This window comes from Streptomyces sp. JLBG701 (assembly GCF_058544905.1).
On sequence record NZ_CM178588.1, the window covers coordinates 9,083,134 to 9,109,591 of the forward strand.

Here is a 26,458-nt window from a genome sequence, read left to right on the forward strand (position 1 = left end):
ATCGTGGAGGTACCCCATGCCGGCCGAGCCCGACGCCGTACCCGAGACGTTCGTCTTCGCCTGCGGAGACTGCGGTCACGCCTGGGAGCGCACCTTCCGCGTCATGTTCTTCACCGACCCCGGCCGACCGGACATCCAGGACTACGTCGACGAGAACGGCAAGGCCCTCGCATCGCCGCTGGCGGCAGCGGTCTGCCCGCGCTGCGGGAGCCGCACCGTCCAGGTGACGTCACCGGAAGTCGCCGCCCGCGCCGTCGAACGACCGCACCGCGAGCGCCACTTGAGCCTGCCGCATCTCCCGCACCGGCGCCGGCACGGGTAGCGGCCGTCAGGTCGAGGGTGCCGGAGGCATGGCGCGGTTCCGTGGCCGTGTCCTGGCCAGTCCGGCCTCGACGGCGCTGAGCAGGGTGATGGCGGCGTCGAGGTGTTCGGTGTCGTGGTCGGCGGCCGCGGAGACGGTCGCGGCCCATTCCCGCCGGACCAGGACGGTATTGCTGCGCCCGCGCTCGGTGGAGTGGACCGTCACCCCGCGACCGTCGCCCGCGTGGGCCCGCCGCTCGATGAAGCCCTTCTCCTCGAGCCCGCGCAGGACGGTGGAGAGGTTGGTGCGCTGGAGCCCGGTCGCGGCGGCGATGCGGCTGGGCGGGGCGTCGGGGTCGCTCTTCAGGTAGCGCATCACCATGCCCTCGGACTGTGACAGGTGGACGGCCCGCTCGTCCGTGTAGCGGCGGAACTGGATCTCCCTGCTGATGATCAGCACGAGGTCGGCCAGCTCGGCCCACCGCTGCTCGTGCTCCGGCCCTGCTGTCGGGCCCGTCTGATGCGCTTGGTCCTCCATCACGGCTCCAGGGTACGGGGTTGCCGCCATGTAGTTATGGGGGCATACTCATTATGAGCTCATAGTTATGAGGTCATAACAACTGTCCTTCTGGAGTCGTCGTGACGACAACCACCTCAACCTCGCAGACCGGGGGCACCGCGCTGTCGCCCCACGCCACGGCCCGGGCCGGCGGCCTGCACCCGGCCGGAGTGTTCATCCTGCTGGCCGGCGCCTTCCTGCCGATCATGGACTTCTTCATCACCAATGTGGCCCTGCCCAGCATCGACGCCTCGCTGCACGCCTCCGCGTCTTCGCTGGAGCTGGTGATCGCCGGGTATGGCGTCGCGTACGCCACCTTGCTCGTCCTCGGCGGACGCCTTGGCGACCGCTACGGCCGCCGCCGTATCTTCCTCGGGGCGCTCGTCGGCTTCGTGCTGGCCTCGCTGGCCTGCGGAGTCGCCCCGAGCGTGGGTGCGCTGATCGCGGCCCGCATCGTTCAGGGCGCCACGGCCGCCCTGCTCATCCCGCAGGTGCTCGCGACCTTCCACCACGTCCTCGAAGGCGAACGCAAGTCCCGTGCCGTGGCCCTGTACGGGGCCACCTCCGGAATCGCCGCCGTGGTCGGACAGTTGGTGGGCGGCCTGCTGGTCAGCGCCGACATCGCCGGCACCTCGTGGCGGCCGATCTTCCTGGTCAACGTACCCATCGGCGTGGTCGTGCTGCTGATGGCGGCCCGGATCGTGCCCGACACCCGCTCGCACCACCCGGTCGGCATCGACCTGCCCGGCACCGTCCTGTTCGCCGCCACCCTGACCGCGCTGCTCGTCCCGCTCACGGAGGGCCACTCCCTGGGCTGGCCGTGGTGGACCTGGCTGCTGCTCGCCCTCGCGGTCGTCCTCGGCGCCGCCACCTACGCGGTCGAGAAGCGCACCGAGCGGCGCGGTGAAGTCCCGCTGCTGCCACCGTCGTTGCTGCGTCTGCCGTCCATGTCCCGCGGCCTTGCCATGGTGTTCGTCTTCAGCATCGGCTTCGGCGCGTTCATGTTCGTCTTCGCCCTCACCGTCCAGAACGGCCTGCACGCCGACGCCCTGCACAGCGGCCTGGCGATCCTGCCGATGGCCCTGCTCTTCTTCGCCGGTTCACTGGTCGCGCCCCGCGTGATCACCCGGTACGGCCGGGCCGCGCTGTCGGCCGGCGCGGTCGTCCAACTCGCCGGACTGGCCTCCCTGGTGGCGATCCTGCTCGCGAACTGGCCGCACGTCGGCCTGTGGACGATGGCGGTACCACTCGCACTGGTCGGTGCCGGCCAGTCGATGCTGTTCGCCGGCCTGTTCCGCAGCGTCCTCGCCGACGTCCCCACGCACCTGGCCGGCATCGGCAGCGGAGTGCTGATCACGTTGCAGCAGAGCGGCCTGGCCCTCGGCGTGGCCACCCTCGGCACCCTCTACCTGGCCCTGGCCCCGCACAACATCGCCCACGCCTTCGCCGGAGTCGAGTACGTCCAGATGGGCATCGTCGCCCTCCTCGCGATCGGCGCCGCCGCCCTACCGCGCTTCACCAAGTCAACGTCGGCCGCCACTCCCGTCGTCGACGCCTGAACCCGCCCCTCTCGAACCTCTCGCAAGGGAGCAGTGATGAGTCTTCTCGACTTGTCGCGATGGCAGTTCGCCATCACCGTGATGTTCCACATGACCTTCCCGGCGATCACCGTCGGCCTGTCCGTCTTCCTGTCGGTGGTCTACGGCCTGTACTGGCGCACCGGCAGGGCGGTCTACCTCCAGATGTTCCGATTCTGGCGGCGCATCTTCGCCGTCGGCTTCGCGATCGGTGTGGTCGCCGGGGCCGTCATCACCTTCCAGATGGGACTCAACTGGGGTGTGTACGGGGCGAAGACGGGGCCCATCATCGGGCCGATCATCGGCATGGAGGTCGTGACCGCCTTCTTCGTCGAGGCCGGCTTCATCGGCGTGCTGCTCTACGGCGACGGCCGCGTCAGCAAGGGCACGATGTTCCTGTCGACCGTGATGGTGTCGCTCGGCACCGTCCTGTCATCCACGTGGATCATCGCTGCGAACTCGTGGATGCAGACGCCCGCCGGATTCAAGGTCGTCCACGGTCAGTTCGAGCCCACGGACTGGATGCGCGTCATCTTCAACCCGTCGTTCATCTGGCGCTGGCCGCACGTGCTGGCCGCCGTACTGATCTCGGCGAGCTTCTTCGTCGCCGGGATCTCTGCCTGGTACCTGGTCAAGGGGCGCGCGAAGGGCTTCGCCCGCCGCTCGATGTCGATCGCGCTCGGGATCGCCGCACTGCTGATGCCCGTTCAGCTCTACCTCGGCGACAGCGTGGCCGGGCATGAACTGCCGTATCAGCTCCCGAAGTTGGAGGCGATCGAGGGGAACTGGAACAACGGCGACACCGGCTTCGTCCTGTTCTCCATTCCGGACCAGCAAGCCGCGCGGAACATCGCCGAGCTCGACATCCCCTGCCTCGGCAGCTACATCGCCAAGGACCTCACCTGCAAGACGGCCATGCCCGGCCTGAAGCTCACCCCGGCCGCCGACCGGCCGAACATGGCAGCGACCTTCTGGGGCTTCCGCGTCATGTTCCTGGCGGCCGTGCTGATGTTCGGCACGGCGTTCGCGGCCACGGTCCTGCGCATGCGCAACCGCCTGTGGACCGCGCGCCGCTTCCACCGGTTCGTCCTCTGGACGACTCCGGCGGGGATCCTGGCCATCCTCGGGGGCTGGGTCACCGCCGAAGCGGGACGGCAGCCGTGGATCGTGTTCGGGCAGCTCCGCACCTCGGCCGCGGTGTCCCAACTGGCGCCAGGCGAAGTCCTGTTCTCGGTGATCGGTTTCTCCGTGCTCTACCTGATCATGCTCGTGGCCTACGTCGCCTACATCGTCCGCACGATGCGCATCGGCCCGGAACGCGACGATCCTCGACAGGAACCTCCACCACAGGCCGGTCCCGTTCCGCTCACGGGACTGTCCGCATCGGTCGCCCCGAGGGAGGTGGCGGCGCGATGACCACCACCCTCTGGTCGGCGACCGTCCTCCTCTGCCTGCTGATGTATGTCGTGCTCGACGGCTACGACCTCGGTATCGGCGTCGCCACCCTCTTCGAACGCGACCCGGCGCACCGTCGGCACATGCTGGAGTCCGTCGCGGTGGGCTGGGACGGCAACGAGACCTGGCTCATCCTGCTCGGCGTCGCGCTCTGGGCGGGCTTCCCCCTGGCTTTCGGCACGATCCTGCCGCACGCCTACCTGCCGGTGATCGTGATGCTGTTCTCCCTCGTCGTTCGCGGCGTGAGTGTCGAGATGGCCTCCCAGGCGCCTCCGGCTCCCCGCTGGACCACCGCCTTCGGCGTCGCGTCGCTGCTGTCCGCGTTCGCGCAGGGCTTCGCCCTGGGGACGCTGACCTCGGCACCACATCTGCGGGGTGATGTCTACACCGGGTCGGCCTTCGGGGCGTTCAGCTGGTTCTGCGTCCTGTCCGGACTCACCGTCACCGTCGGGTACACCGCCCTCGGTTACGCCTACACCAAGCACAAGTCGTCCGGGCTTCTGCGCGAGTCGGCGGCACGACGGGGCGCGGTCGCCACGGCGGTCGCCGGAGCGCTGCTCATCCTCGTCCTCGTCACGGTCGACACCACCGCGGCCCCGCTGAACCTCGACAGCCCGGGTCGCGCCTTCGCGTTCGCCGTCCTGCTGCTGTTCGCCGCCGCGGGAGCGGTCACCTCGCTCGTCACGTTCCCCCGGAAGCGGAAGTCCGCAGCGGCGGACACCCTCCCGCTCGGCGGGCTCGTGGTCGCGACGGTGTCCGTGTTCCTCGCCCTGGGCGTGGCCCGCTACCCGGTGCTCCTGCCGCCCGGCCTCACCGTCGACGGCGCGGCCGGCCCGCACTCCACGATGGTCTTCATCCTCGTCGGCATCGGCCTGAACATGCCGCTGGTGCTGGCCTACAACGTGTTCGCCCACCGCGCCTTCGCAGGAAAGCCCGACACCGCAGGAGCGCGCTCATGACCACCCGGAGCTCACTCCCCACGCCGGTCCGTATCGTGCTGCGTCTTCTCGCGGCGGTCGTCTGGACCGTGCTGGGCCTGCTCGCCTACTTCGTCTGCCAGGGGATGTTCGGCGGCTACCAGCAGATCCACTCGCAGCTGCTGACCACCCTGGGCATGATCGCCATCGCCCTGACCGGTGGCATCGCGTGGATCGTCGACGAGCGGCGCCCCCATGACGACGAATGAGATGCACGAGAAGAGCGACGGCGTGTGGCTCGTCAAGTGCGCCGCACCCGGGCGGCACTGGTTCGGCCTGTCGGGCGCCTTCCAGACACTGGAGACGCTGTTCACGATCGCCCGCTGGGGCGCCCTGGCGTGGACGGCCCAGACGGTGATGGACCGGGCCGTGGCACACGAGACGTGGGGCCTGGCGGCTTTCGCAGCCATGAGCACGCTGGCGGTGGGCGCCGGCTGGACGGCCGGCACGCTGGCCGAGCGGGGCGCACGTGCCGTCGCGACCGGTCTGCGGCGGCAGTTGACGGGCGCTCTGCTGCCGACCGCCGGTCGGATCAGCGAGACAGGACCGGCCGAGACCGCGTGGACGATGGTCGATCTGGCCGACGACGTCGCCGACTTCCACGCGCGGAGCGCGCCCCTGGACCGGTCGGCGCCACTGTCGATGATCGCCGTACTGGCGGTCACGGCCGCCGTGCACTGGCCGGCTGCGATCGTGCTCGTCCTGACCACCGCGCTGCTGCCCCTCAACATGCGCCTGGCAGGACTGTTCGCCCAGCACGGCGCGGACCGCCAACTGACCGCGACCCAGCACCTGAACGCCGTAGTCCTCGACAGCTTCCGCGGCCTGCGGACCCTGCGCGAGCTCGGCGCGGTCGGTAGGCGCGGCCGCACCCTGACCACGGCCGCCGAGCGGCTGAACAAGGCGACGATGAGCGTGCTGCGCCGGGCCTTCCTGTCCGGGATGATCATGGACGTCGTCATCACGTTCTCCATCGCGGTGAACGCCACGTACATCGGCCTGTCGTTGCTCGGGTACGTGCGGGTGCCGCACGCGCCGCGCCTCGACCTGTTCACCGGTCTGCTGGTGCTGCTCGTGTGTCCGATGTACTTCGCCCCGATGCGCGCCAGGGCCTCCGCCTTCCACCTGCGGGAACGCGCGATGGTCGCCGCCGATGTCATCCACGGCATCGTCGAGAGCACCCCCGTCGAGGTGATCCGGGCGGTCCGTCCGCAACTGACCGAGCCGGTCGGTGTGTCACTGACAGCGGTCCGGTTCCGCTACGACGGCGCCGACCAGGACACCATCCATGCCGACGCCGACTTCGCACCGGGTACCTGGACCGCGATCACCGGCGCCTCCGGCTCGGGGAAGAGCACGCTGCTGTCGCTGATCGCCGGCCTGTGTCGGCCCTCGGCGGGCTCGGTCCGGTGGCAGACCTCGTCCGCACGCCAGGCGCCGGCCCTCGGCGGATGCGCCTGGGTAGGACAGCAGACCGTGCTGCTCGACGCGACCGTCCGCGACAACGTCCGCCTCGGCCGCCCGGCCGCCACCGAGCGGCAGATCCGGAGGGCCGTCGACGCCGCCGGGCTGAGCGCCGTGATCGAGGGCCTCCCCGAGGGACTCAACACCCGTCTCGGCGAGGGCGGTTGGGGTGTGTCGACCGGCGAGGCCCGCCGGATCGCCATCGCCCGGGCCTTTCTGCGCGGAGCCCGGCTCTGGCTGCTCGACGAGCCGACCGCCCACCTCGACGCGGACAGCGAACGCGAGCTCGTCGAGGCCCTGCGGCGGGCCACCGACGGCTGCACCGTCGTCATCGCCACCCACTCCTTCACGCTGGCAGCCGCGGCCGACACCGTGCTCGCGATCGACGGCGGCCTCCTGTACGACGCGAGGCCGGTGAACGCGCGATGAGCAGCAGCCGTAGCCCGAACGTCCGTGATCGGCGGGCGAGTTGCCCTGCGGCCGCGGGACTGGTGCTCGCGGTCGTCGCCGAACTGTCCTCCGCCGGACTGCTCGGACTGTCGGGCTGGTTCATCAGCGCCTGCGCCGTCGCCGGGGCGGCCACCTTCAGCTCCTTCTCCTACGTCGCTCCCAGCGGCGGTGTGCGCGCCTTCGCCTTGGCCCGCGTCGCCGGCAACTACGGCAAGCGGCTCGTGTTGCACGCGGCCGCCCTGCGCCGGATCGCCACCGCCCGGGCCGGTCTCTTCGACCGTGCCGCGGCCACCGACCGGGCACCGGCGGACCGCCTGTGGTCGGGTGAACTGCTCGACCGCGGCATGGCCGACGCGGACAGCGCCGGTATGGCACTGATCGAGTCCACAACCCCCGTCGCCGTCACCGCTGTGCTGACCGCCGGTGCCGTCCTCGCCGTAGCGGTGACCACGTCCCTCGCACCGGCGGCCGTACTCGCGGCAGGCGTCGTCGTCATGGCGGTGATCGCCCACCGCACGCCCGGTACCGCCCGCGAAACCGAGCAGCACACCCGCAAGGCGCTGCGCGCCGAACTGGTCACCGCCGTCGACGCATGGACGGAGATGGCATCGCTGGGTGCCGCCGAGCAGCTCGCGGCGCGTACGACGGCGCGGTTCACCCGACTCGACAGCGCGCGGGAAGCGGCAGGCCGACGCCGGCACCGGACCACGCTGGCCACCGGCCTGATCGGCACGGCCACGCTGACCGCCACGGCCGCCACCGGCGGCGCACTGGACGCCCCCACGTTCGCGTTCGTCACCCTGCTGGCCCTCGGCGTACTGGCCCAGGCCGAACAGCTGGCGACCGCCGCCGATGCCCGAGCCGCCGCGAAGGCCGCACACCGCAGGCTCACGGCAACCGTGCCGCTCACCGCGAGCGACTCCACGGTTCCGGAGATGCGGTCGTGGTCCACCGAGCAGGGCATGGGCTTCGCCGACTACGTCCTTCCGCCGATGGCCCTCCGGCCGGGGCGCGTCCTCGGTGTCACCGTCGCCCGGGGCGCGATGCTCGTGGTCACCGGCCGCTCAGGCAGCGGCAAGAGCACCCTGCTCCGAGCCCTCGCCTCGTCGCTGCGGCAAGCGACCGAGGACCCCGAGAGGGGCCGGCCCGCCGTCGTGGCCGTCGCCGCCGACGACCACCTCTTCACCGGCACCCTCGGATCCAACTGGCGCCTCGCCGACCCCGCCCTGACCGACGACGAGATCGACGAACGCCTCGCCCAACTACGGCTGAACGACAGCGGACTGACCGCCACGACCTCCGTCGGCCCCGGCGGAAGACAGCTCTCCGGCGGCGAACTCCGCCGGGTCTACCTGGGCCGGGCCCTGGCCCGCCACCCCCACGTCCTGATCGTCGACGAACCGACCACGGGCCTGGACGACCGCACCGCCCGCCACGTACTGGGCATCCTCGCGAGCCTGCCCGACACCACCGTCGTCCTCGCCCTGCACGCCATACCGGTCTGCCTTCAGTCGGCCGGACACGTGACCCGACTACCGCTCGACCACACCTCCGAGGAGGCGCCATGACCACAACACACTCCCGCTTCGAACCGGCCCTGGCGCATCTCGACCGGCTCTACTCGACGGCTCTCGGCATGACCGGCTCTCCGGCCGATGCCGAGGACCTGGTCCAGGAGACGTACGCCAGGGCCTACTCCTCGTTCCACCAGTTCCGCGAGGGCACCAACCTCAAGGCGTGGCTGTACCGCATCCTCACCACCACCTTCCTCAACTCCCGCCGCAGCCAACGGCGTCGACCGCAGTACGACGGCTCGGCGCACGTGGAGGACTGGCAGCTGGCCCGTGCCGCGTCGCACACGTCCACTGGCCTGCGTACGGCCGAATCCGAGGTGCTGGACCACCTGCCCGACGCGGACGTCAAAGCGGCGCTGTGGGCCATCCCCGAGAGCTTCCGCGTCGTCGTGTACCTCTTCGACGTCGAGGGCTTCACCGTCCGGGAGATCGCCGACATCATGCGGACCCCCGTCGGCACGGTGTTGTCCCGCCTCCACCGGGGGCGCAGCAGGTTGCGCTCACTGTTGGAGGGCTACGCCCGCGAGCACCGCCTCGGTGGACGACAGGCGTCCACCGAGGTGCGCGGGGTCAGCTGATGCAGACCAGCCCGAGCAGGCAGATCTCTGACGACGAGGACGACGAGGACTCGGACGGGGAGGAGGTCGCCGACGAGGTTTCCGTGCTTGGGGCGCTGGCGGTGGCCGAGGCCGTCGTCTCCGTGACGGTGCCCGTGGCATCGGACACGGTGGAGGCGGCCTGCGACTCGACAGAGGACACCGCATTCGTCAGCGGAGTCGTGACGTCGGCCTGTCGGGTCGCCTGGGCCGTCGGCGTGGCCTGGGGTGTGGCGGCGGACTGCTCGTGCGGTGCGTTCGTCGCGGAGGAGTCGGTGGCGGACGACGTGGGCTGGGACCGCTGGGTCTCGGTCGACGTCGACGAGTCCGGAGCGGAATCCGTGACCTGCTTCTCCGCGATCCCCATGGCCTCCCTGTCGGGCGCGGATGCTGCCTGTGCCCGATCCGTGGACTGTCGGTCCATCGAGGTGACGGTCAGACCGCCGCCGACCAGGGCGACCGCGGTGGCCACCAGGGCCCTGCGCTGGGTCTTCTTCCAGCGCTCCCGCTGCCGACGCCGCGCAGCCCGGCCTGTCGGTGCCGGGGAGGGGGCGTCCGTGCCGTCGTACGGGTGCTCCTGCTGTGCCTCGCCGACTTCCTCGGCGTCGGGAACAGCGTCGTGCCGCAGGCTGGACGGGGCGTGCCACTCTGCTGCGTCCGTCGCGGCTGCCCTTGCGGGCGTTCCGTAGACGAGCGGAGCGTTGCCCGAGGCGTAGACGCCGCAACCGGGGCACGCCAGAGCGCCGTTGAGATGCCGACGGCACGTGGAGCAGTAGTCCATCTGCGGTCTTCCTGTGTTCATTTCGCACGGGGGAGCGAGCCGCAGCAAAGGTAGCGAGGCTTTCGATTGGGCGTGTGCAGCCTGTGTGACGCTCCTGCGCAGATGTGCGCGGGGAGTGACCGCCGGCGGTCACTCCCCAAGTGTCTGGTCACTCCTTCCTGAGGACGATGTCGAAGGTCGTCGAGGTCCACTGGCCCTCCAGCTGTCGGCTGTCCGGCGTCGGTGTTCCGGCCTCGTGACGGTCGAAGGGGCGGATCAGTGACTCCTTCACGCCGAAGACGGAGTCACTGTGCAGGAGGGGGTCGCCCGCTACGAAGATGTGGGTGATGAGCCGCCGGAAGCCGGGTGCCGTCACCATGAAGTGCAGGTGCGGTGCGCGCATCGGGGAGCGCCCGGCGTGGTCGAGGAGTTGGCCTACGGGGCCGTCGGCCGGGATCGGGTACGGCGTGGGGGTGAGCCCCCAGAAGCGGTAGCGGCCCTCGGTGTCGGTGAACAGGTGGGCGCGGCCCGCGAGTTGGCCGTCGTCGTACTGGACGTCGTACATGCCGTCGTCGTCGGCCTCCCACACCTCGACGCGGGCCCCGGCGACCGGGTTGCCGTCGGTGTCCGTGACCCGGCCGCTGACCCAAGACGGTTCACCGGTCGCGCCGCCCGCGATGTCCCCGCCGAGTTCGACCTCGGGTGCGTCCTGGACGAAGAACGGGCCGAGGACCGTCGACTCCGTCGAGTCGTCGAGGCCCGGTTCGTTCACCGCCACGGTGAGCATGGAGACGCCGAGGACGTCCGAGAGGAGGACGAACTCCTGGCGGGTGTCGGTCGTGATGTGACCGGCAGCGGTGAGGAACTCGATCGCCGCGGACCATTCGTCGTCGGTGAGCCTCGTTTCGCGCACGAAGGCGTGGGCGTGCCGGACGAACGCCTGCATGACCTCGCGGAACCGGTCGTCCTTCGCGGAGTCGAAGCTCGCGACGACCTTGTCGGTCAGCTCCTGTTCAGTCATCGGGGTGCTCTTCCGTACGAGGGAGGGGTACGTGTGTCGGGGTGTCCCCGCGCCATGCGCGCCCCAGCAGCTCGCGCATCTCGTCGCGGGTCACCCGGCGCGGGTTGGTGTCCGGCACCTGTGCCATGACCAGGTCGGCGGCTCGGTCGAGTTCCTCCTCGGGGAGCCCCAACTCCGCCAGGGAACAAGGTGGTTCGAGGCGCGAGTAGAGATCGAGCAGTGCGCCGAAGGGATCCGTGGTCGAGCCGAGCGCCGCTCCCAGCTGCCGAGCCGCCTCGGGCGCCGCCGCCAGGTTGAGGCCGACCACGTGCGGCAGGATCACCGAGTGCAGGGCGGCGTGTTCGAGGTCGTACGCGCCGCCGAGGACGTGGCACACCTTGTGGTGCAGTCCGGAACCGGCGCCCGCGAAGGCGACCGCCCCGAGGTAGGTGCCGTAGAGGATCTCGCGGCGGGCCGTGACGTCCTGGCCGTCGGCGACGATGCGGGGGAGTGCAGACGCCAGCGAGCGGACGCCCTCGACGGCCAGTGCGGAGCTGATCGGGTTGTGCCGGGGTGCCCACCACGCGTCGACGCAGTGGGCGAGGGCGTTGAGGCCCGACGTCACCGACAGGCGGGTCGGCAGCGACAGCATCAGCGTGGCGTCGTAGACGACGACGCGGGGGAGCACCTTCGGGTCGACGTCGGTGCGTTTGTGGCCGTCTTCGGTGAGGCCCCAGACGGGGGTCGCCTCGGAGCCGGCGTAGGTCGTGGGGACGGCGAGGATCGGAAGGCCGGTGGTGAGCGCCGCCGCCTTGGCCGTACCCGTCGTGGAGCCGCCGCCGACGCTCAGCAGCAGGTCGGCGTCGTGCTCGCGGGCGGCCGCCCGCACGGCCTCGGCCACTTCGGCCGGGACGTGCGGACGGACTGCACCGAAGACCGCCACCACGGGGACGTCCTTGCAGAGGTCCTCGGCCAGGGCCCGCTCCCCGTCGGCCGCGATCACCAGGACCCGGCTCGCGCCGAGCCCGGTGACCTCGGCCGCCACGTCCTGCCGTGCGGTGCCCGAGCCGAAGACGACCCGCTGCCCCCAGGACTCGTAGACGACCTGCGTCATGCCGTCACCGCTCGGACGCGGGGTACGGCGCCCGCCGCGATCGCCCCGACGAGGGCCGGTACGGCGAAGGCGTAGAAGGCCCACTCGACGTCGGCACCCGAGCTGAGGACGAACGCGCCCAGGGACGGGCCGGCGATCGCGCCGAAGCGGCCGATCGACAGGGCCCAGGCGAGGCCGTTGCCGCGCAGGGCGTCCGGGTAGCGCGTCACGATGAAGGCGTTGCCGAGGATCTGCGAGCCGATGAAGCCGAAGCCGCTGATGAACATGAGCACGAACATGACGGGCGTCGGCGGGCGGGTGCTCATCGCGACCAGGCTCAGCGTGCCGACCAGGAAGGCGACGACCACCACGCGCTTGGCGCCCAGCGCGTCCGCGACCCGGCCGCCGACTATGGCACCGACGCCGACACCGAGCCACATCGCCGCCGTCTGCAGCAGCGCCGAGCCGAGGGAGAAGCCCGCGGCCTGCATGATGCTGGGCAGCCAGGTGCTGATGCCGAAGACGAGGAGCAGTCCGCAGAAGGACATCGCCCAGAACAGCACCGTCGACACCGCGAGCCCGCCCGTCAGCAGCGAGCCGATGCCGAGCCAGCGACCCGGGTTCGAGGCCGGCGACGCGTCCGACGGACCGAGGCCCAGCTGCTCCTCGATCGCGCGCGCCTCGGCGGTCCGGCCCGTACGGCTGAGGTGGAAGGGGCTCTCCGGGAGCCGCAGCACGAGCGGTATCGCCAGGAACACGGGGAGCACGCCGAACACGTACAGCCAGCGGTACGAGACATCGGGCAGCAGAGCGGTGCCGAGCAGCGGGGAGAGCAGGGCGCCGGCCGCGTAACCGCTCATGATCAGGGCGACGTTGCGGCTGCGGCGACCGGGCTCGCTCAGGTCGGCGACGTACGCGTTGATCGTCGGCAGTACGACACCGAGGCCGAGGCCGACCACGAGGCGTCCGGCGCCGAACGACGGGACGCCGGCGGCGAACGTACAGATCACCATGCCGAGCGAGAACACGGTGGTGCCGACGAGCAGGAGCCGGCGCGGGCCGGTGCGGTGGACCAGCGCCCCCGCGAAGGCCGCGCCGATCAGCATCCCGATGCCGACGAGCGAGCCGATGGTGCCGGCCTCCGCCTTGTCGATGCCGAGCGAGGGGTCGCCGAGGATCGCGGGCACGGTGACGCCGTACACGGCGAGGTCGTAGCCCTCCAGGGACGCTACGACCCAGGCGGCGAGCAGCACGAACGTGCTCGGGGAGATTCTGCTGACGGTGTTCGGGCGTATGACGGTGGGTGCGGTCATGGCCGGATCCCTTCTCCGACTGTGGCAGGAGCCTGCACCGGCTCGACTGCTGTGGCAAGTGTGGTGAGAAGTGCCGGGATGTCCGAGAGGACTCCCGTGGTGCCGAGGATGTAGAAGTCGGGCCGCCACAGAACGGCCGCACGGCCGGTCTCGTCGAACCAGCGCCCGTAGACGCCGCCGACATCGGTGAGCCCCTCGGTGGTGAGGCGGCGGTCGGTCAAGTGGTGGACGGACACGCCCAGTTCGGCGGCGAACCGAGTGGTCGAGGCGTCGAGCGAGGCGCCCGCACGGCTGTCGACGAGGAGGACGAAGCCGCGGCCGAGGACCTCGTCGAAGAGTCCCTCGGTGCCGTGCGACTCCACCCGGCCGTGCGGCATCAGGTGGCCTGCCTGCGGGGAGGCGTCGTGCAGGCCCGGTCCGAGGCCCGGGAAGCGCATCTTGTCGGGGCGCCCGTTCGCCTCGCGCTGGGCGATCAGCCGGGCGTCGCGCTCGGCGGCGGCCACCGGGTCGCGCATCGTCTGGACGCGGCCGAGCTCGATGCCCTTGGCGATGATGGCCCGCACATGCGGCTCGCGTTCGCTCTGGTACGTGTCGAGCAGCGCGTCGTCGGCGCCCCGCAGCACGGCGTCCAGCTTGAACGCGAAGTTCTGGGCGTCCCGGATGCCCGAGCACATGCCCTGCCCGAGGAACGGCGGCATCTGGTGGGCCGCGTCCCCGGCGAGCAGGATCCGGCCGGTGCGCCAGCGCTCCGCGACGAGCGAGCGGAAGGTGTAGGTGGCGACGCGGATGAGCTCGGCCTGTCCACGGTCGAGGTAGTCGGCGACGCGTGCCCACACCCGCTCCGGGTCCCGCTCCACGGGGAAGTCCTCTTCGGAGTCGAGCATGAAGCTGAACCGGTGGTGCTCGGGGCCGAGCGAGATGATCGAGATCGGCTGCTCGGGGTCGCAGACCTGGCGAGCCTTCGGGACGTCCGAGGGACCGGTCAGCCGGAAGTCGCAGACCATCCACGGCTCGGAGAAGCCGTAGTCGTCCTGCCCGATGCCGAGCCAGTCGCGGGTGAAGCTGTTGCCGCCGTCGCAGGCCACGACGTACCGGGCCGAGACGGCCGTGTCGCTTCCCTCGACCTGGATGTCCACGCCGTGGTGTGTGTTCTGCAGGCCGCTGACCCGGGCGTCCATACGGATCTCGACTTTGCCGAGCCCGCGGACGAGACGGTCGAGGGCGTCCTCCAGGTAGGGCTGGTACATCATGTACCACTCCGCCCAGCCCTGGCCGCCGACGGCCGCGAAGTCGTGCTCGATGAGGAGCTCGCCCGCGCTGTTGCGCCACTCGTAGTTCCGCTGGACGTGCAGCGTGGGCAGCAGCTCGCGGGAGATGCCGAGGCGGTCGAAGGTCCGCATCGTCTCGTCGTCGAAGATGGCGGCGCGCGGAAGGTTGTAGAGGGTGGGGTAGCGCTCCAGGACGACCACGTCGTGGCCCGCCTGTCCGAGCAGCGCCGCGGTGACCATGCCGACGGGCCCGTACCCGATGACGGCGACGTCGTACACGTGCGTGCCCTTCCGCTCAGACACCCGCGAACGCGGGTGCGGTGGCGAGACCGAGGAGCTTCTCGGCGTTCTGGTGGCCGATCTTCAGCCGGTCGGCGTCGCTGATCGGGGCGTTCCGCAGGAACTTCGTGGCCGTCTCGATGTCCTCGAAGGGGTAGTCGGTGCCGAACAGGATGTGGTCGGCGCCCATCGAGAGCAGGGCGGTGAGCAGCGGGGCGGGGGAGCAGACGCCGCTGGTCGTGATGTAGAGGTTGTGGCGGATGTACTCCGAGGGGCGCCCGCGCTTGAGCTCGATGCCGTGGTGCGCGTGGAAGTCCCAGCGCGAGTCCATGCGCCACATCACGTACGGCAGGCCCTCTCCCATGTGGCCGAGGAGCAGCTTGGCGTTCGGGAAGTCGTCGAAGACACCGCCGAAGATCAGGCGCAGGACGTGGGTGGCGGTGTCGACGCCCCAGCTCCACATCGGCCCGACGAGTTCGGGGTGCCCGGACAGCACGTGCGCGGTGTCGACGCCGTTGGCCGGGTGGAGGTAGAGGGGTACGTCGAGGTGCTCGGCGCGCTCCCATACGACGCGCAGCTCGGGGTCGTCGAGGTACCTGCCGTGGGTGTGCGCGTTGACGAGGGCGCCGCGCAGGCCGAGTTGGGTCACCGCGCGCTCCAGCTCGTCGGCCGCGGCCTTCGGGTCCTGTAGGGGCAGTGCGGCGAAGCCGGAGAAGCGGTCGGGGTGTTCGGCGATGACGCCGGTGAGGAAGTCGTTGACGGTGATCGCCTGGCGTACGGCGGCGGCCGGGTCCTTCTCCGCCTGGAGGCCGGGGGAGTTGAGCGACAACACCTGCATGTCCAGCCCTGCGGCGTCCATGTCGTCGAGGCGTTCCTCGGTGAGGTCGAGGAGCCGGCGGGAGGCTTCGGCCCAGGCGCCGGGCTGGGCGATGGACGCGGTCGACGCGCCATGGCCCACCAGGTCGGGGGTCACGAAGTGCTCTTCGAGGCCAATCAGCTTCATTGCGGAGTTCTCCTCGGGGGATTTGTGCGCGTTTGCAGCCGATCTCTCGGATGCGGGGGTGCGGCGATGCCCGGCTCGGTGTGAGTGGCCGGAGCGGATGAGATGCGCGGGTGTGTGCGCCGAACGACGAGCGGCTCGGGGCGGCCGCGAAACGGGCCGCCGGGATGGCGGGGCAGTCCGGGGAGGTGAGTGCCACCGCTCTCGCAGTTCACCAGAACGTAACGCGTTCCGCAATAGTGAATGTAAGATCTGTTCGTGAGCGGAGGCCGGCGCTCGGCCCGTCGATAGGCTGAGCACCGTCATTCACCTGCGGGAAGAGAGCTGCGCTGTGACCGAGACCGACCCCAAGGAGAACGGGGAACGGCAGGGCATCCAGTCCGTCGAGATGGCGATGCGGGTCCTGCTGGCGCTGGAGAGCGGCGGCGGTGCGCTGAGCCTGTCGGCGATCGCGCAGGCGAGCGGCATGCAGCCCAGCAAGGTGCACCGCTACCTCGTCAGCCTCGGTCGCATCGGTCTGACCTCGCAGGATCCCGCCTCGGGCCTCTACGACTTCGGGGCCGCGATGCGCCGCCTGGGCGCCGAGTCGCTGCGCCGCACCAACGAGGTGGCGGTGGTGAGTGGCCACGCGACGCAGCTCCGCGACCGCACCGGCCACTCCGTGAACCTCGCGGTCTGGGGCGACCGCGGCCCGATCGTCGTGAGCTGGGCGTACGGCACCCGCCCGCTGCCCCTGACGGTGCGCGTCGGCGCCACACTCCCGCTGCTCACGTCGTCCGTGGGCCAGGTCTTCCTGGCTCATCTGCCCGAGAGCCTCACCGACGAGGTGCTCGGCGGAGAGCTCCGCGGCAAGGAGACGGAGTGGACGGGCGAGCGCCTCGCGGCCATCCGGGCACAGATCCGCGAGGAGGGGCACGTCGTGACGCACAGCGGCGTCATCCCGGGCATCATCTCGGTCGCCGCGCCCGTCTTCGCGGCCAACGACCCGCTGCCGCTCGCCGTCTCGGTCGTCCTGCCCGAGAGCCTCGGCACCCCGGACCACCTCGCCGAGGTCACCCGCGAGCTGCACGACACCGTGGCCGCGGCGTCGCACGAGCTGGGCTACCTGTCGTAGTTACCCCTAGGCCTGTCCTACGCGACGGGACGCGGGCCGGCCACCTCGTCGAAGTAGGTGTCGGCGGACGGGCCGAGGATCTCGTGGGCCTCCAGGAACATCTCGTGCGCCTCGTGGCCCACCCAGCCGGCCGGGAGCAGTTCGGTCGGCAGGTCGGGGTCGCGGAAGGGGAACTTCCGGTAGTCGTACGTCAGCTGCATGCGCTCGACCAGCGCCTCCTCGGGGCTGAGGTGCCCGGCCCGGTACGACGGCATCCGGCTGCGGTAGGTGCGCAGCAGCTCCCGGTAATCCTCGTTGAGAACGGCGAGATCCCAGCTGCGCGCCGCCATCTCGCGGTCGACGGGCAGCCCGCTCGACTGGCAGCGCAGGGTGTCCAGGCGCATGGCCGGCTCGTCCGCGAACTTCTCCCGCACCTGCTGGAGCCGGTCGTGCGGGGAGACGTACGTGGACGGGGCCAGGGGGCCGAAGCCCAGCCAGGCCAGCTCCTTGCGGATACGGTCGCGCACGCCTCGCTCGGTCTCGGGGACCGAGTAGATGACCATGTACCAGTGCCGGTCCCAGTCGGACGGCGCCCGGTCGAAGATGCGTGCGCGGCCCTCGTCGAGCAGCTGGAGACTGCGCTTGTTGAGCGCGTAGAGCGTCTCCCGGCCCTCCCGACGGACGTCGAACCAGCCCTCCTTGCGCAGGCGTGCGAGGACCACCCGCACGGTGCTCTCACCGACACCGAAGCAGCCCATCAGTGTGCTGAGGGTGCGCACCCGGGCGGCGCCGCCGCGGTAGCGGACGTAGTCGCCGAACAGGTCGAAGACGATCGATCGAGGCTTCACGAAATCGACTATGTCACACGGACGGCCGTCGCGAGGATGAGCCGTTCGACCGATGAAACTCATATTCCTGCCGGTGAGCGGCCCCGACGAAGCGCAACAAATTATTGACGCCCGTGTATCCATTGACACAGGATGTGCCCGGGCCTGAGTCTGGGCTTGTACTCGACGTGGAGGCGGAAGCCATGGTTTCTCGGATCGCTGTCGTGGGAGGCGGCCCTGGTGGGCTGTTCTTCGCGGCGCTCATCAAGCAGGCCGATCCGTCGGTCGAGGTGACGGTCTTCGAGCGGAACCGCGCGGAGGACACCTTCGGCTTCGGCGTGGTGTTCTCGGACGCGACGCTCGCCGCCATCCACGAGGCGGACCCCGTCCTGCGCACCGCGCTCGCGGACCACGGCCGGCACTGGGACGACATCGAGGTGCGGTTGAAGGGGCAGCGGATCCGCTGCGGCGGCAACGGCATGGCCGCCATCACCCGCAAGACGCTGCTCCAGCTGCTGCACGAGCGGGCCGAGGAGGTTGGCGTCGAACTCCGGTTCAGCCACGAAGTCCCCGCGGATCCGGCCGAGTTGGCCGACTACGACCTGATCGTGGCCGCCGACGGGGCGAACTCCCGCTTCCGTGACCGCCTCGCCGATGTGCTCGTGCCGGAGGTGGAGGTCGCGACCGCCAAGTTCATCTGGTTCGGCACGGACTACCTCTTCGACGGCCTGACCTTCGTCCACGAACACGGCCCGCACGGCACCTTCGCCGTGCACGGCTACCCGATCGACGACCGCGTCAGCACCTTCATCGTCGAGACCGACGAGGAGTCCTGGCGGCGGGCCGGGCTCGACGAGTTCGACACCGCGCAGCCGCCGGGCCCGAGCGACGAGAAGACCAAGGCGTATCTGGAGAAGCTCTTCGCCGAGCAGATCGACGGGCACGAACTGCTGGTCAACAACTCCCGCTGGGGTAACTTCCGCACCCGCCGCACCCAGCGCTGGCACAGCGGCAACGTCGTCCTGCTCGGCGACTCCGCCCACACCGCGCACTTCTCCGTCGGCTCCGGCACCAAGATGGCCATGGAGGACGCCGTCGCCCTCGCCGACAGCCTCCTCGCCCTCCGCGACGACCTGCCGACCGCCCTGTCGGCGTACGAGGCGGTGCGCCAGCCCTCGGTGGCGAAGATCCAGGGCTCCGCCCGGCCGAGCCTGTCCTGGTGGGAGCACTTCGGCCGCTACCACGACGCCTTCGAGCCGACGCAGTTCGCCTTCCACTTCATCTCCCGCAGCATCGGGAAGGGGCGGATCGCGCGCCGCGACCCGGACTTCGTCGAGCAGGTCGTACGGGACTGGCGGGCGGCGCACGAGGGGCTCGACCCCTTGGCCACTCCCTTCCGGGAGCTCGGCAGCCGGCGGCTGACCTCCGAGGAGCTTGCGGCCTTGCGCACCGAAGGGTGCCTGTGGCTCACCGCTCCGGACAGTGAGGCTCAACTGCCGGAGTTCTACGACGAGTTGGCCGACGCCCTGATGGGTGATACGCCCCCGGATCTGGTCGCCGTACAGGGCGGCACCTCGCTCACCCGGTCGCTGCTCGCCGAACAGGCCCGGCTGGTGCATGGCGTGCCCGCGCTGATCGTGGAGGACGGGATGGACGACGACCGGGCCGAGACGCTGCTGCTGTCCGGACGCGCCGACCTGGTGGCGGGGGAGCAGGCATGAGCACCGACCTGACGCCGATGTTCGCGCCCGAGGGCGTGGTCGTGATCGGCGCCTCACGGCAGAGCGGCAAGCTGGGCGCCGCCATGGCCCGCTCGCTGGCGACCTTCCCCGGCGCCCGCGCCCTGGTCAACTCGCGGCGCCCGGAACCCGACGAGGGTGTGTACGCCTCGGTCGCCGAAGCCGCCGCGCACACCGCCGGACGACTCGACCTGGCCGTCCTGTGCGTGCCCGCGGCCGGCTGCGCCGACGCGCTCGCCGAAGCGGCCGCCGCCGGCTGCCGTGCCGCGCTGGTCTGCGCCGGCGGTTTCGGCGAGGCAGGCCCGGAAGGAGAGGAGCACGCGGACGCACTGCGCCGCGTCGCCCAGGAGACGGGGATCCGGCTGCTCGGCCCCAACACCTCCGGCTTCTTCGCTCCCCATCTCGGACTTACGGCCAGCTTCGTGCCCGCGGCCGGCCAACTGCCCGCCGGTGACATCGCGGTGGTCGCTGCCAGCGGCGGCGTCAACCACGCCCTCTCCTTCGACCTGGTCGCCGCCGGGAACGGCATCAGCCTCGGCGTCGGCATCGGCGCGGGCCTCGACGTCACCGCCGCGGACGTCCTGGAACACCTCGCCGGGGACGGTCGTACGACAGCCGTCGCACTGCATGTGGAGACGGTGCCGGACGGGCCACGGCTGGTCGAGGTGGTACGCCTGGTCGCCGCCGTCAAACCGGTCGTGGCGCTGGTCGTCGGCCGCAGCGACGTCGGTGACTTCGCCCGGTCGCACACCGGGGCGCTCGCCACCTCCTGGCGTACGACGCGTGCCGCGCTGCGGCAGGCCGGGGCGGTGGTCGTGGACGACGAACGGGAGATGGTGGACGCGCTCACCGCGCTCTCCCGCATCCAGCTGCGCCCCGCCTCGGACCCGGGGCTCGCCATCGTGACCGCCCAGGCCGGACCGGGGCTGCTGCTCGCGGACCGGGCCGGCACCGACAACATCCGGATGCCGGAGCTCGCGGACGGCACCCAGCAGACCCTCGCCGGACTGCTGCCCCCGCTCACCTACCAGCGCAACCCGGTCGACACCGGCCGCCCCGCCGAGACCTTCGCCCGGGTGCTGGACACGACGGCCGCGGATCCCGAGGTGGACCTGCTCGCCGTCTACGCCCTCACCGAGCCCGACAGCGTCGATCTCGCCTCGGCCGCGCAGGACGCCGGCCTCGGGGCGGACTCCCCGGCCGTGGTGGTCGTCGGAGGCCTGCCCGAGGACGTCGCCGAGCAGCGGGCGCGGCTCCACAAGGCGGGGATCCCGGCGCTGACCGGACCGGCTTCGGCGGCCAACGCCGTACGGGCGGTGGTGACGCATGCGCGACAGCGGGCGGTGCCTTCCGAAGAGTCCCCGCAGGAGACGGCCTCCTCCGTGCCCGCCGGCCCGTTGGACGAGGACGCCGCGAAGACGTTCCTCAGCTCGCTCGGCATCCGTACCCCGGTCCGCGTCGCCTGTGACACCCGCGGCGACGCCCACTACGCCCTGCGCCTGCTGGGCGGGCCGGTCGCCGTCAAGGTGCTCGACGCCGCGATCCTCCACAAGACGGAGATCGGCGGAGTCCACCTGGGCGTGCGCACCCCCGACGAACTCGACGCGGCGCTGGACGCCATCGGCCCAGGCCGCCGCTACCTGGTCGAGGCCATGGCCCCGGCCGGTGTCGACCTCGTGCTCGGCGCGCGACGGGACCCCGTGTTCGGGCCGGTCGTCCTCGCCGGACTGGGCGGCACGGCCGCAGAGGCCCTCGCGGACGTGGCGATCCGGCTCGCCCCGTTGTCCGCGGCCGAGGCCGCCGGAATGCCCGACGACCTGGCCGCCCGTGCCCTGCTCGACGGCTGGCGCGGCGGACCGGTCCTCGACCGGGCCGAGTTCGGGCGGGTGGTCTCGGCACTCGCCGCCGCCCTGGCCGCGAGTCCGGACACCGCCGAGATCGAGATCAACCCCCTGCGGCTCACCGCCGACGGGCTGATCGCCCTGGACGCCGTGATCGTGCACACGGCCGACCGCACCTGAGGAGAACGACCATGCCAAGGCCGAGCAGCAACGGCGCTGTCCCCTGGCCCGCGGAGTACGCCGAGCGCTACACCGCGAAGGGCTACTGGGAGGGCCACGCCATCGGCGACCGGCTCCACGCCGCCGCCGACGCCACTCCCCACGCGGTCGCGCTCGTCGACGGCGACCGGCGGCTGACGTACCGTCAACTCGCCGAGCGGGCGGACGCCGTGGCCCTGCGCCTGGCCGCGCTCGGGCTCCGCCCGGACGACCGGCTCGTGGTGCAGCTGCCCAACACCGCCGAGTTCGTGATCCTGACCTACGGCTGTCTGCGCCTCGGCGTCATCCCGGTGATGGCACTGCCCGGGCACCGCAGGCACGAGGTCGGGTACCTGGTCGAGCACAGCGAGGCCGTGGGCATCGCGGTGCCGGATTTCCTCAAGGATCACGATCACCAGACCATGGCGTTCGAGATCGCCGCGGAATCGCCGACTCTCCAGCATGTCCTGGTCCTTGGCGACAAGGTCGGCGACGACGCCGTGGACCTGGGGGAGTTGTGCGCCGCACCCGGCACGCCGGCGGACCGGGCCGCAGCGGACGCGTACCGGCCCGACAGCCGCTCGATCGCCGTCTTCCTGCTCTCCGGCGGCACCACCGGGCTGCCCAAGCTCATCGCCCGCACGCACGACGACTACGTCTACAACGCCCGCCGCAGCGCCGAGGTCTGTGAATTCGGCCCGGACACGGTCTACTTCGCCGCTCTCCCGCTCGGCCACAACTTCCCGCTCGCCTGCCCGGGCCTGCTGGGCGTGCTGCTGAACGGCGGCCGGGTGGTCCTCGGCTCGCCCAACCCGGAGAAGGCGTTCCCGATCGTCGAGCGCGAGGGCGTCACCGCCTCGGCCCTGGTCCCGGCCGTCGCCCAGCGCTGGCTGGACCACCACCGGGAACACCCGGGTGCCGACCTGAGCTCGTTGCGCGTCCTCCAGGTCGGCGGCTCCCGGCTCGCCGACCACGTCGCCCGCCGAGTCCGCCCCGAGCTGGGTTGCACGCTCCAGCAGGTGTTCGGAATGGCCGAGGGTCTGCTCAACTACACCCGCCTGGACGACTCCGAAGACGTCATCTGTACGACGCAGGGGCGCCCCATGTGCGAGGACGACGAGCTCCTTGTCGTCGACGAACTGGGCAACCCGGTCCCCGACGGGACACCCGGCGTACTGCTCACCCGCGGCCCCTACACCCCGCGCGGCTACTACCGCGCCGAGGAACAGAACGCCCGCGCCTTCACCGACGACGGCTGGTACCGCACCGGCGACATCGTGCGGCTGCTGCCCGACGGCAACCTCGTCGTCGAGGGCCGCGACAAGGACATGATCATCCGGGGCGGGGAGAACATCTCCGCCGAGGAGATCGAGAACTTCGCCTACCAGGTCGCGGGCGTCGCCCGCGCCGCGGCCGTGGCCATGCCCGACGCCCAACTCGGCGAGCGGGTCTGCCTCTACGTCGTACCGGAACCGGGGCACACGGTAACCATCGACGACGTCCACCACGTGATGGACCGCGCGGGCATCGCCCGCTTCAAGTTCCCGGACCGGCTGGTGACGGTCCCCGAACTCGCCGCCACCAAGGTCGGAAAGATCGACAAGAAGGCCCTGCGCGCCGACATCGTGCGCCGCCTCGACGCCGAAGGAACCCCCGATGACCAGTGACACCGTCATAGCTCCCGAGGAGACGGACCCCGAACTCCGCAAGCTCTACGACGGGTTCGCGGCTGCCGGGCTCATCCCCCTGTGGACCGAGATCGGCAACCTCATGCCGCTCACCCCGCAGCCCGAGGCCGTACCGCACGTCTGGCAGTGGGACACGCTCCTGCCGCTCGCCCGCCGGTCCGGAGACCTGGTGCCGGTCGGGCGCGGCGGGGAGCGCCGTGCGATCGCGCTCGCCAACCCCGGTCTGCCCGGACGGCCGTACGCAACTCCCAATCTGTGGGCGGCGATTCAGTACCTGGGCCCGCGCGAGGTCGCCCCCGCGCACCGGCACTCACAGGGTGCCTTCCGGTTCATCCTGGAGGGCGAGGGCGTGTGGACGGTCGTCAACGGCGACGCGGTCGAGATGCGCCCCGGGGACTTGCTCCTCACCCCGTCGATGCACTGGCACGGCCACCACCACGTCGGCGACGCGCCGATGGTCTGGCTGGACGGCCTCGACATTCCGCTCGTGCACCGACTGGACGCCGGGTTCTTCGAGTTCGGCGAGGACGGGGTGTCGGACCGGTCGACCCCGTCCCGGTCGCGCAACGAACGCCTGTGGGGCCACCCGGGACTGCGCCCGATCGGGGCGCCGGACAGCCCCGACTCCCCACTCATGGCCTACCGCTGGGCCGACACCGACGACGCGCTCACCGCCCAGCTGGAACTGGAGGACGAGGGACACCCCGGCGTCATCGAGCCCGGCCACGCGGGCATCCGCTTCACCAACCCCGCCACCGGCCGCGACGCCCTGGCCAGCCTGCGCACCGAGATGCATCGCCTGCGCCCGCACACGGCCACCGCCACCCGCCGCACCGTGGGCTCCTCGGTCTGGCAGGTCTTCCGCGGCAGCGGCACCGTCACCCTCGACGACCAGGTGATCGAGGTGAGCGAGGGCGACCTGATCGCCGTCCCCTCCTGGTGCGCGCTGACCATCGCCGCGCACACCCAGCTCGACCTGTTCACCTTCAACGACGCGCCCCTCTACGAGGCGCTGAACCTCGCCCGCACCGAAACGACCGGGAGCACGTCCGCATGAAGCTCGCCACCATCCGCACCGCGAACGAAGTGAGTTGGGGGTCCCCCCGGCCGAAGGCTGGGGGAGGCACGGTCGCCGTCCGCCTCGACGGCGACCGCGCCGTGGAGACCGGCGCCCCCGACGTCGCCGCCCTGCTGCGCCGCCCCGACTGGCGCATGTACGCGGCTGCCGCCGAGGGCCCGGCGCACGACGCGGCGGCTCTCGACTTCGCCCCGGTCGTCACGACCCCCGCCAAGATCTTCTGCGTGGGCCACAACTACCGCGCCCACATCGCGGAGATGGGCCGCGAGATGCCGTCCTACCCCGCTCTCTTCGGCAAGTTCGCCAACGTCCTGCTCGGCGCCCGCGACGACATCGTCCACCCGGGCGAGACGGAGGAGCTGGACTGGGAGGCCGAACTCGGCTTCGTCATCGGCTCGCGGCTGCGCCGCCGGGCCACCAAGGAGGAGGCGGCGGCCGCGATCGCCGGCTACACCGTCGTCAACGACATCTCCATGCGGGACTGGCAGTGGCGCACCCCGCAGTGGCTGCAGGGCAAGGCGTGGGAGGCCAGCACGCCGGCCGGTCCCTGGCTGGTGACCGGCGACGAGATCGACGACGCGGCCGACCTGGAGATCCGCCTTGAGGTGGACGGCGAGGTCATGCAGCGCTCGCGCACGTCGGACCTGCTGTTCACGCCGGCGGACATCGCCGCGTACCTCAGCACGTTCACGACGCTGGAGCCGGGCGATCTCGTCCTCACCGGTACCCCGGGTGGGGTCGGCGCGGCCCGCGACCCGAAGGTGTTCCTGAAGCCCGGTCAGGTCGTACGGACCGTGGTCGAGGGTGTCGGGGAGTGCGTGAACACGGTCGTCGAGGACAAGCCGTGAGGGAGCCGGAACGGGTTCTCGGGTGGGTCGAGGACGGACAGCGCCGGCTGCGGCAGGCGGTCGACGCGTTGGCGCGGGACGAGGTCACCGAACCGTCCGCGCTGCCCGGCTGGACCCGCGGCCATCTGCTCACCCACCTCGCCCGCAACGCCGACGCCCTGGTCAACCTGCTGACCTGGGCCCGGACGGGGATCCGGACCCCCATGTACACCTCGCCGGACCAGCGCGTCACAGACATCGAGGCGGGTGCCGGACGTCCTCTCGCCGAACAGCAGGCGGACGTACGGGAGTCCGCCGCCCGCTTCCGGAAGGCCGCCGACGCACTCTCGGCCGATGCCTGGGCGGCCACCGTCGTCAGCGGCCAGGGCCGTGAGATCCCGGCGTCGGAGGTGCCGTGGCTGCGGGCCCGCGAAGTATGGATCCACCTGGTCGACCTGCGCGTGGGCGTCGGCACGGACGCGTTGCCGTCCGACTTCGCCTGGGCCCTCGTCCGCGATGTGGCCGGGTGGATGTCGGCACGCGTCGAGACGGGCATCGGCGCCGAGTTGGCGGCGGAGGGCCACGGCACCGTCGTACTCGGCACGCCCGCCCCGGGCGTCACGGTCACCGGACCGCCGTACGCCCTCACCTCCTGGCTCACCGGCCGAGGCGGTACCCAAGAGCTGCGCGTCACGGGTGAACTCCCCGACATTCCACGCTGGTTGTGAACCCAGTTTTCATCATTCGATCAAAGGAGACCGACATGAGCGAGACCTTTGTCCTGGTGACCGGAGCCTGTCACGGCGGTTGGGCCTGGCGCCCGGTCGCGAACGAGCTGAGAGCCGCCGGGCACCAGGTGCACACCCCCACCCTGGCCGGGCTGGGCGCCGACGACGACCCGCGCGGCGTGACCCTCACCGACTGCGTGAACAGCCTTGTGGACTACGTCGAACGAGCCGGGCTCACCGACATCACCCTGCTCGGCCACAGCTGGGGCGGATACGTCCTGACCGGCGCGGCGCCGAAGCTCGCATCCCGGATACGGCGCCTGGTCTTCTGGAACGCGTTCGTCCCGAACGACGGCGAGTCCCTGATCGACGCGTGCCCGCCGCACTACGGCGAGATGTTCCACGCCGTGGCGGCCGCCTCCGGCAACGACACGGTGACGTTCCCCTATGAGGTCTTCCAGCAGGCGTTCATGCAGGACGCCAGTGAGGAGACCCAGCGCCTGATCCACTCCCTGCTCGTCCCGCAGCCCCTGGGCACCTTCACCGAGAAGCCGGACACGACGGCGTTCGCCGCACTCGACATCCCCACCGCCTACATCCTGGCCACCGAAGACCTCGCCCTTCCCGGCGAGTGGGCCTGGGCCGACCGCTTCCTGCCACGGCTCAAGAACCCGCTGGTCATCGAGACCCCGGGCAGCCACGAGGCCCTGTTCACCCGCCCCGCCGAACTGGCCGACGCGTTCGTCCGGGCCTGCGCGGCATGAAGGTGTCATG

General features: G+C 71.1%; 24 protein-coding genes. 16 read left to right on the forward strand and 8 right to left on the reverse strand.

The window, feature by feature from the left end:
* The first annotated feature begins 16 nt into the window (after window positions 1–16).
* Window positions 17–322, forward strand: a complete 306-nt coding sequence (locus tag AC5DRG_RS41625; RefSeq protein ID WP_491805039.1) for a hypothetical protein — start codon at window positions 17–19, stop codon at window positions 320–322.
* A gap of 6 nt (window positions 323–328) precedes the next feature.
* Here the strand turns inward: AC5DRG_RS41625 and AC5DRG_RS41630 are convergent, their stop codons facing one another.
* Window positions 329–838 carry a MarR family winged helix-turn-helix transcriptional regulator gene (locus tag AC5DRG_RS41630; protein ID WP_491813297.1) on the reverse strand — a complete coding sequence of 170 codons (510 nt, stop codon included), beginning with the start codon at window positions 836–838 and terminating at the stop codon, window positions 329–331.
* 101 nt (window positions 839–939) lie between these two features.
* Here AC5DRG_RS41630 and AC5DRG_RS41635 point away from each other — a divergent pair, with 101 nt between their 5' ends.
* Genes AC5DRG_RS41635 through AC5DRG_RS41665 form a run of 7 tightly spaced genes read left to right on the forward strand, consistent with a single transcriptional unit; the run spans window position 940 to window position 8,934 of the window.
* The gene (locus AC5DRG_RS41635; protein WP_491805040.1) at window positions 940–2,418 is read left to right on the forward strand and encodes an MFS transporter; all 1,479 of its coding nucleotides are present in this window, start codon (window positions 940–942) and stop codon (window positions 2,416–2,418) included.
* A gap of 36 nt (window positions 2,419–2,454) precedes the next feature.
* Window positions 2,455–3,852 carry a cytochrome ubiquinol oxidase subunit I gene (locus AC5DRG_RS41640; RefSeq protein WP_491805041.1) on the forward strand — a complete coding sequence of 466 codons (1,398 nt, stop codon included), beginning with the start codon at window positions 2,455–2,457 and terminating at the stop codon, window positions 3,850–3,852.
* A complete protein-coding gene (locus AC5DRG_RS41645) occupies window positions 3,849–4,850 on the forward strand; it encodes a cytochrome d ubiquinol oxidase subunit II (RefSeq protein ID WP_491805042.1) in 1,002 nt (333 codons plus the stop codon). Before AC5DRG_RS41640 ends, AC5DRG_RS41645 begins: the two co-directional genes overlap by 4 nt.
* Window positions 4,847–5,077 (forward strand): hypothetical protein, encoded by a 231-nt coding sequence (locus AC5DRG_RS41650; protein WP_491805043.1) that lies wholly within the window; start codon window positions 4,847–4,849, stop codon window positions 5,075–5,077. The genes AC5DRG_RS41645 and AC5DRG_RS41650 overlap by 4 nt, the downstream gene beginning before the upstream one ends.
* Window positions 5,064–6,761 (forward strand): ABC transporter ATP-binding protein/permease, encoded by a 1,698-nt coding sequence (locus tag AC5DRG_RS41655; protein ID WP_491805044.1) that lies wholly within the window; start codon window positions 5,064–5,066, stop codon window positions 6,759–6,761. Before AC5DRG_RS41650 ends, AC5DRG_RS41655 begins: the two co-directional genes overlap by 14 nt.
* A complete protein-coding gene (locus AC5DRG_RS41660) occupies window positions 6,758–8,350 on the forward strand; it encodes an ATP-binding cassette domain-containing protein (RefSeq protein ID WP_491805045.1) in 1,593 nt (530 codons plus the stop codon). The genes AC5DRG_RS41655 and AC5DRG_RS41660 overlap by 4 nt, the downstream gene beginning before the upstream one ends.
* Complete coding sequence (locus AC5DRG_RS41665) at window positions 8,284–8,934, forward strand: sigma-70 family RNA polymerase sigma factor (RefSeq protein WP_491813298.1); 651 nt, start codon at window positions 8,284–8,286, stop codon at window positions 8,932–8,934. The genes AC5DRG_RS41660 and AC5DRG_RS41665 overlap by 67 nt, the downstream gene beginning before the upstream one ends.
* Here the strand turns inward: AC5DRG_RS41665 and AC5DRG_RS41670 are convergent.
* The 6 genes from AC5DRG_RS41670 to AC5DRG_RS41695 form a co-directional block, all read right to left on the reverse strand.
* Complete coding sequence (locus AC5DRG_RS41670; protein WP_491805046.1) at window positions 8,927–9,754, reverse strand: SCO2400 family protein; 828 nt, start codon at window positions 9,752–9,754, stop codon at window positions 8,927–8,929. The genes AC5DRG_RS41665 and AC5DRG_RS41670 overlap by 8 nt on opposite strands.
* Window positions 9,755–9,881: 127 nt before the next feature.
* On the reverse strand, window positions 9,882–10,733 hold the full coding sequence (locus tag AC5DRG_RS41675; RefSeq protein ID WP_491805047.1) for a dioxygenase family protein: 852 nt from the start codon (window positions 10,731–10,733) through the stop codon (window positions 9,882–9,884).
* Window positions 10,726–11,826 carry a maleylacetate reductase gene (locus AC5DRG_RS41680; protein ID WP_491805048.1) on the reverse strand — a complete coding sequence of 367 codons (1,101 nt, stop codon included), beginning with the start codon at window positions 11,824–11,826 and terminating at the stop codon, window positions 10,726–10,728. The genes AC5DRG_RS41675 and AC5DRG_RS41680 overlap by 8 nt, the downstream gene beginning before the upstream one ends.
* Entirely contained in the window at window positions 11,823–13,118 is a 1,296-nt protein-coding gene (locus AC5DRG_RS41685) for an MFS transporter (RefSeq protein ID WP_491805049.1), read from the reverse strand. The genes AC5DRG_RS41680 and AC5DRG_RS41685 overlap by 4 nt, the downstream gene beginning before the upstream one ends.
* Window positions 13,115–14,689, reverse strand: a complete 1,575-nt coding sequence (locus tag AC5DRG_RS41690; RefSeq protein ID WP_491805050.1) for a bifunctional 3-(3-hydroxy-phenyl)propionate/3-hydroxycinnamic acid hydroxylase — start codon at window positions 14,687–14,689, stop codon at window positions 13,115–13,117. Before AC5DRG_RS41690 ends, AC5DRG_RS41685 begins: the two co-directional genes overlap by 4 nt.
* Entirely contained in the window at window positions 14,682–15,668 is a 987-nt protein-coding gene (locus AC5DRG_RS41695) for an amidohydrolase family protein (RefSeq protein ID WP_491805051.1), read from the reverse strand. The genes AC5DRG_RS41690 and AC5DRG_RS41695 overlap by 8 nt, the downstream gene beginning before the upstream one ends.
* 328 nt (window positions 15,669–15,996) lie before the next feature.
* On the opposite strand from AC5DRG_RS41695, the gene AC5DRG_RS41700 reads away from it, so the two are divergent.
* Entirely contained in the window at window positions 15,997–16,779 is a 783-nt protein-coding gene (locus tag AC5DRG_RS41700) for an IclR family transcriptional regulator (protein ID WP_491805052.1), read from the forward strand.
* A 17-nt stretch (window positions 16,780–16,796) separates the two neighbouring features.
* On the opposite strand, the gene AC5DRG_RS41705 is transcribed toward AC5DRG_RS41700, so the two are convergent.
* Window positions 16,797–17,606, reverse strand: a complete 810-nt coding sequence (locus AC5DRG_RS41705) for a PaaX family transcriptional regulator (protein ID WP_491805053.1) — start codon at window positions 17,604–17,606, stop codon at window positions 16,797–16,799.
* A 182-nt stretch (window positions 17,607–17,788) separates the two neighbouring features.
* Here AC5DRG_RS41705 and AC5DRG_RS41710 point away from each other — a divergent pair, with 182 nt between their 5' ends.
* Genes AC5DRG_RS41710 through AC5DRG_RS41740 form a run of 7 tightly spaced genes read left to right on the forward strand, consistent with a single transcriptional unit; the run spans window position 17,789 to window position 26,448 of the window.
* Complete coding sequence (locus tag AC5DRG_RS41710; RefSeq protein ID WP_491805054.1) at window positions 17,789–19,306, forward strand: FAD-dependent monooxygenase; 1,518 nt, start codon at window positions 17,789–17,791, stop codon at window positions 19,304–19,306.
* Window positions 19,303–21,345, forward strand: coding sequence for an acetate--CoA ligase family protein (locus AC5DRG_RS41715; RefSeq protein WP_491805055.1), 2,043 nt, complete (start codon window positions 19,303–19,305; stop codon window positions 21,343–21,345). The genes AC5DRG_RS41710 and AC5DRG_RS41715 overlap by 4 nt, the downstream gene beginning before the upstream one ends.
* Before the next feature lie 11 nt (window positions 21,346–21,356).
* Complete coding sequence (locus tag AC5DRG_RS41720) at window positions 21,357–23,030, forward strand: (2,3-dihydroxybenzoyl)adenylate synthase (RefSeq protein WP_491805056.1); 1,674 nt, start codon at window positions 21,357–21,359, stop codon at window positions 23,028–23,030.
* Window positions 23,020–24,108 (forward strand): cupin domain-containing protein, encoded by a 1,089-nt coding sequence (locus AC5DRG_RS41725; protein ID WP_491805057.1) that lies wholly within the window; start codon window positions 23,020–23,022, stop codon window positions 24,106–24,108. Before AC5DRG_RS41720 ends, AC5DRG_RS41725 begins: the two co-directional genes overlap by 11 nt.
* The gene (locus AC5DRG_RS41730; RefSeq protein ID WP_491805058.1) at window positions 24,105–24,977 is read left to right on the forward strand and encodes a fumarylacetoacetate hydrolase family protein; all 873 of its coding nucleotides are present in this window, start codon (window positions 24,105–24,107) and stop codon (window positions 24,975–24,977) included. Before AC5DRG_RS41725 ends, AC5DRG_RS41730 begins: the two co-directional genes overlap by 4 nt.
* On the forward strand, window positions 24,974–25,684 hold the full coding sequence (locus AC5DRG_RS41735; RefSeq protein WP_491805059.1) for a maleylpyruvate isomerase family mycothiol-dependent enzyme: 711 nt from the start codon (window positions 24,974–24,976) through the stop codon (window positions 25,682–25,684). The genes AC5DRG_RS41730 and AC5DRG_RS41735 overlap by 4 nt, the downstream gene beginning before the upstream one ends.
* A gap of 35 nt (window positions 25,685–25,719) precedes the next feature.
* Window positions 25,720–26,448, forward strand: a complete 729-nt coding sequence (locus AC5DRG_RS41740; RefSeq protein ID WP_491805060.1) for an alpha/beta fold hydrolase — start codon at window positions 25,720–25,722, stop codon at window positions 26,446–26,448.
* Window positions 26,449–26,458: the final 10 nt, after the last annotated feature.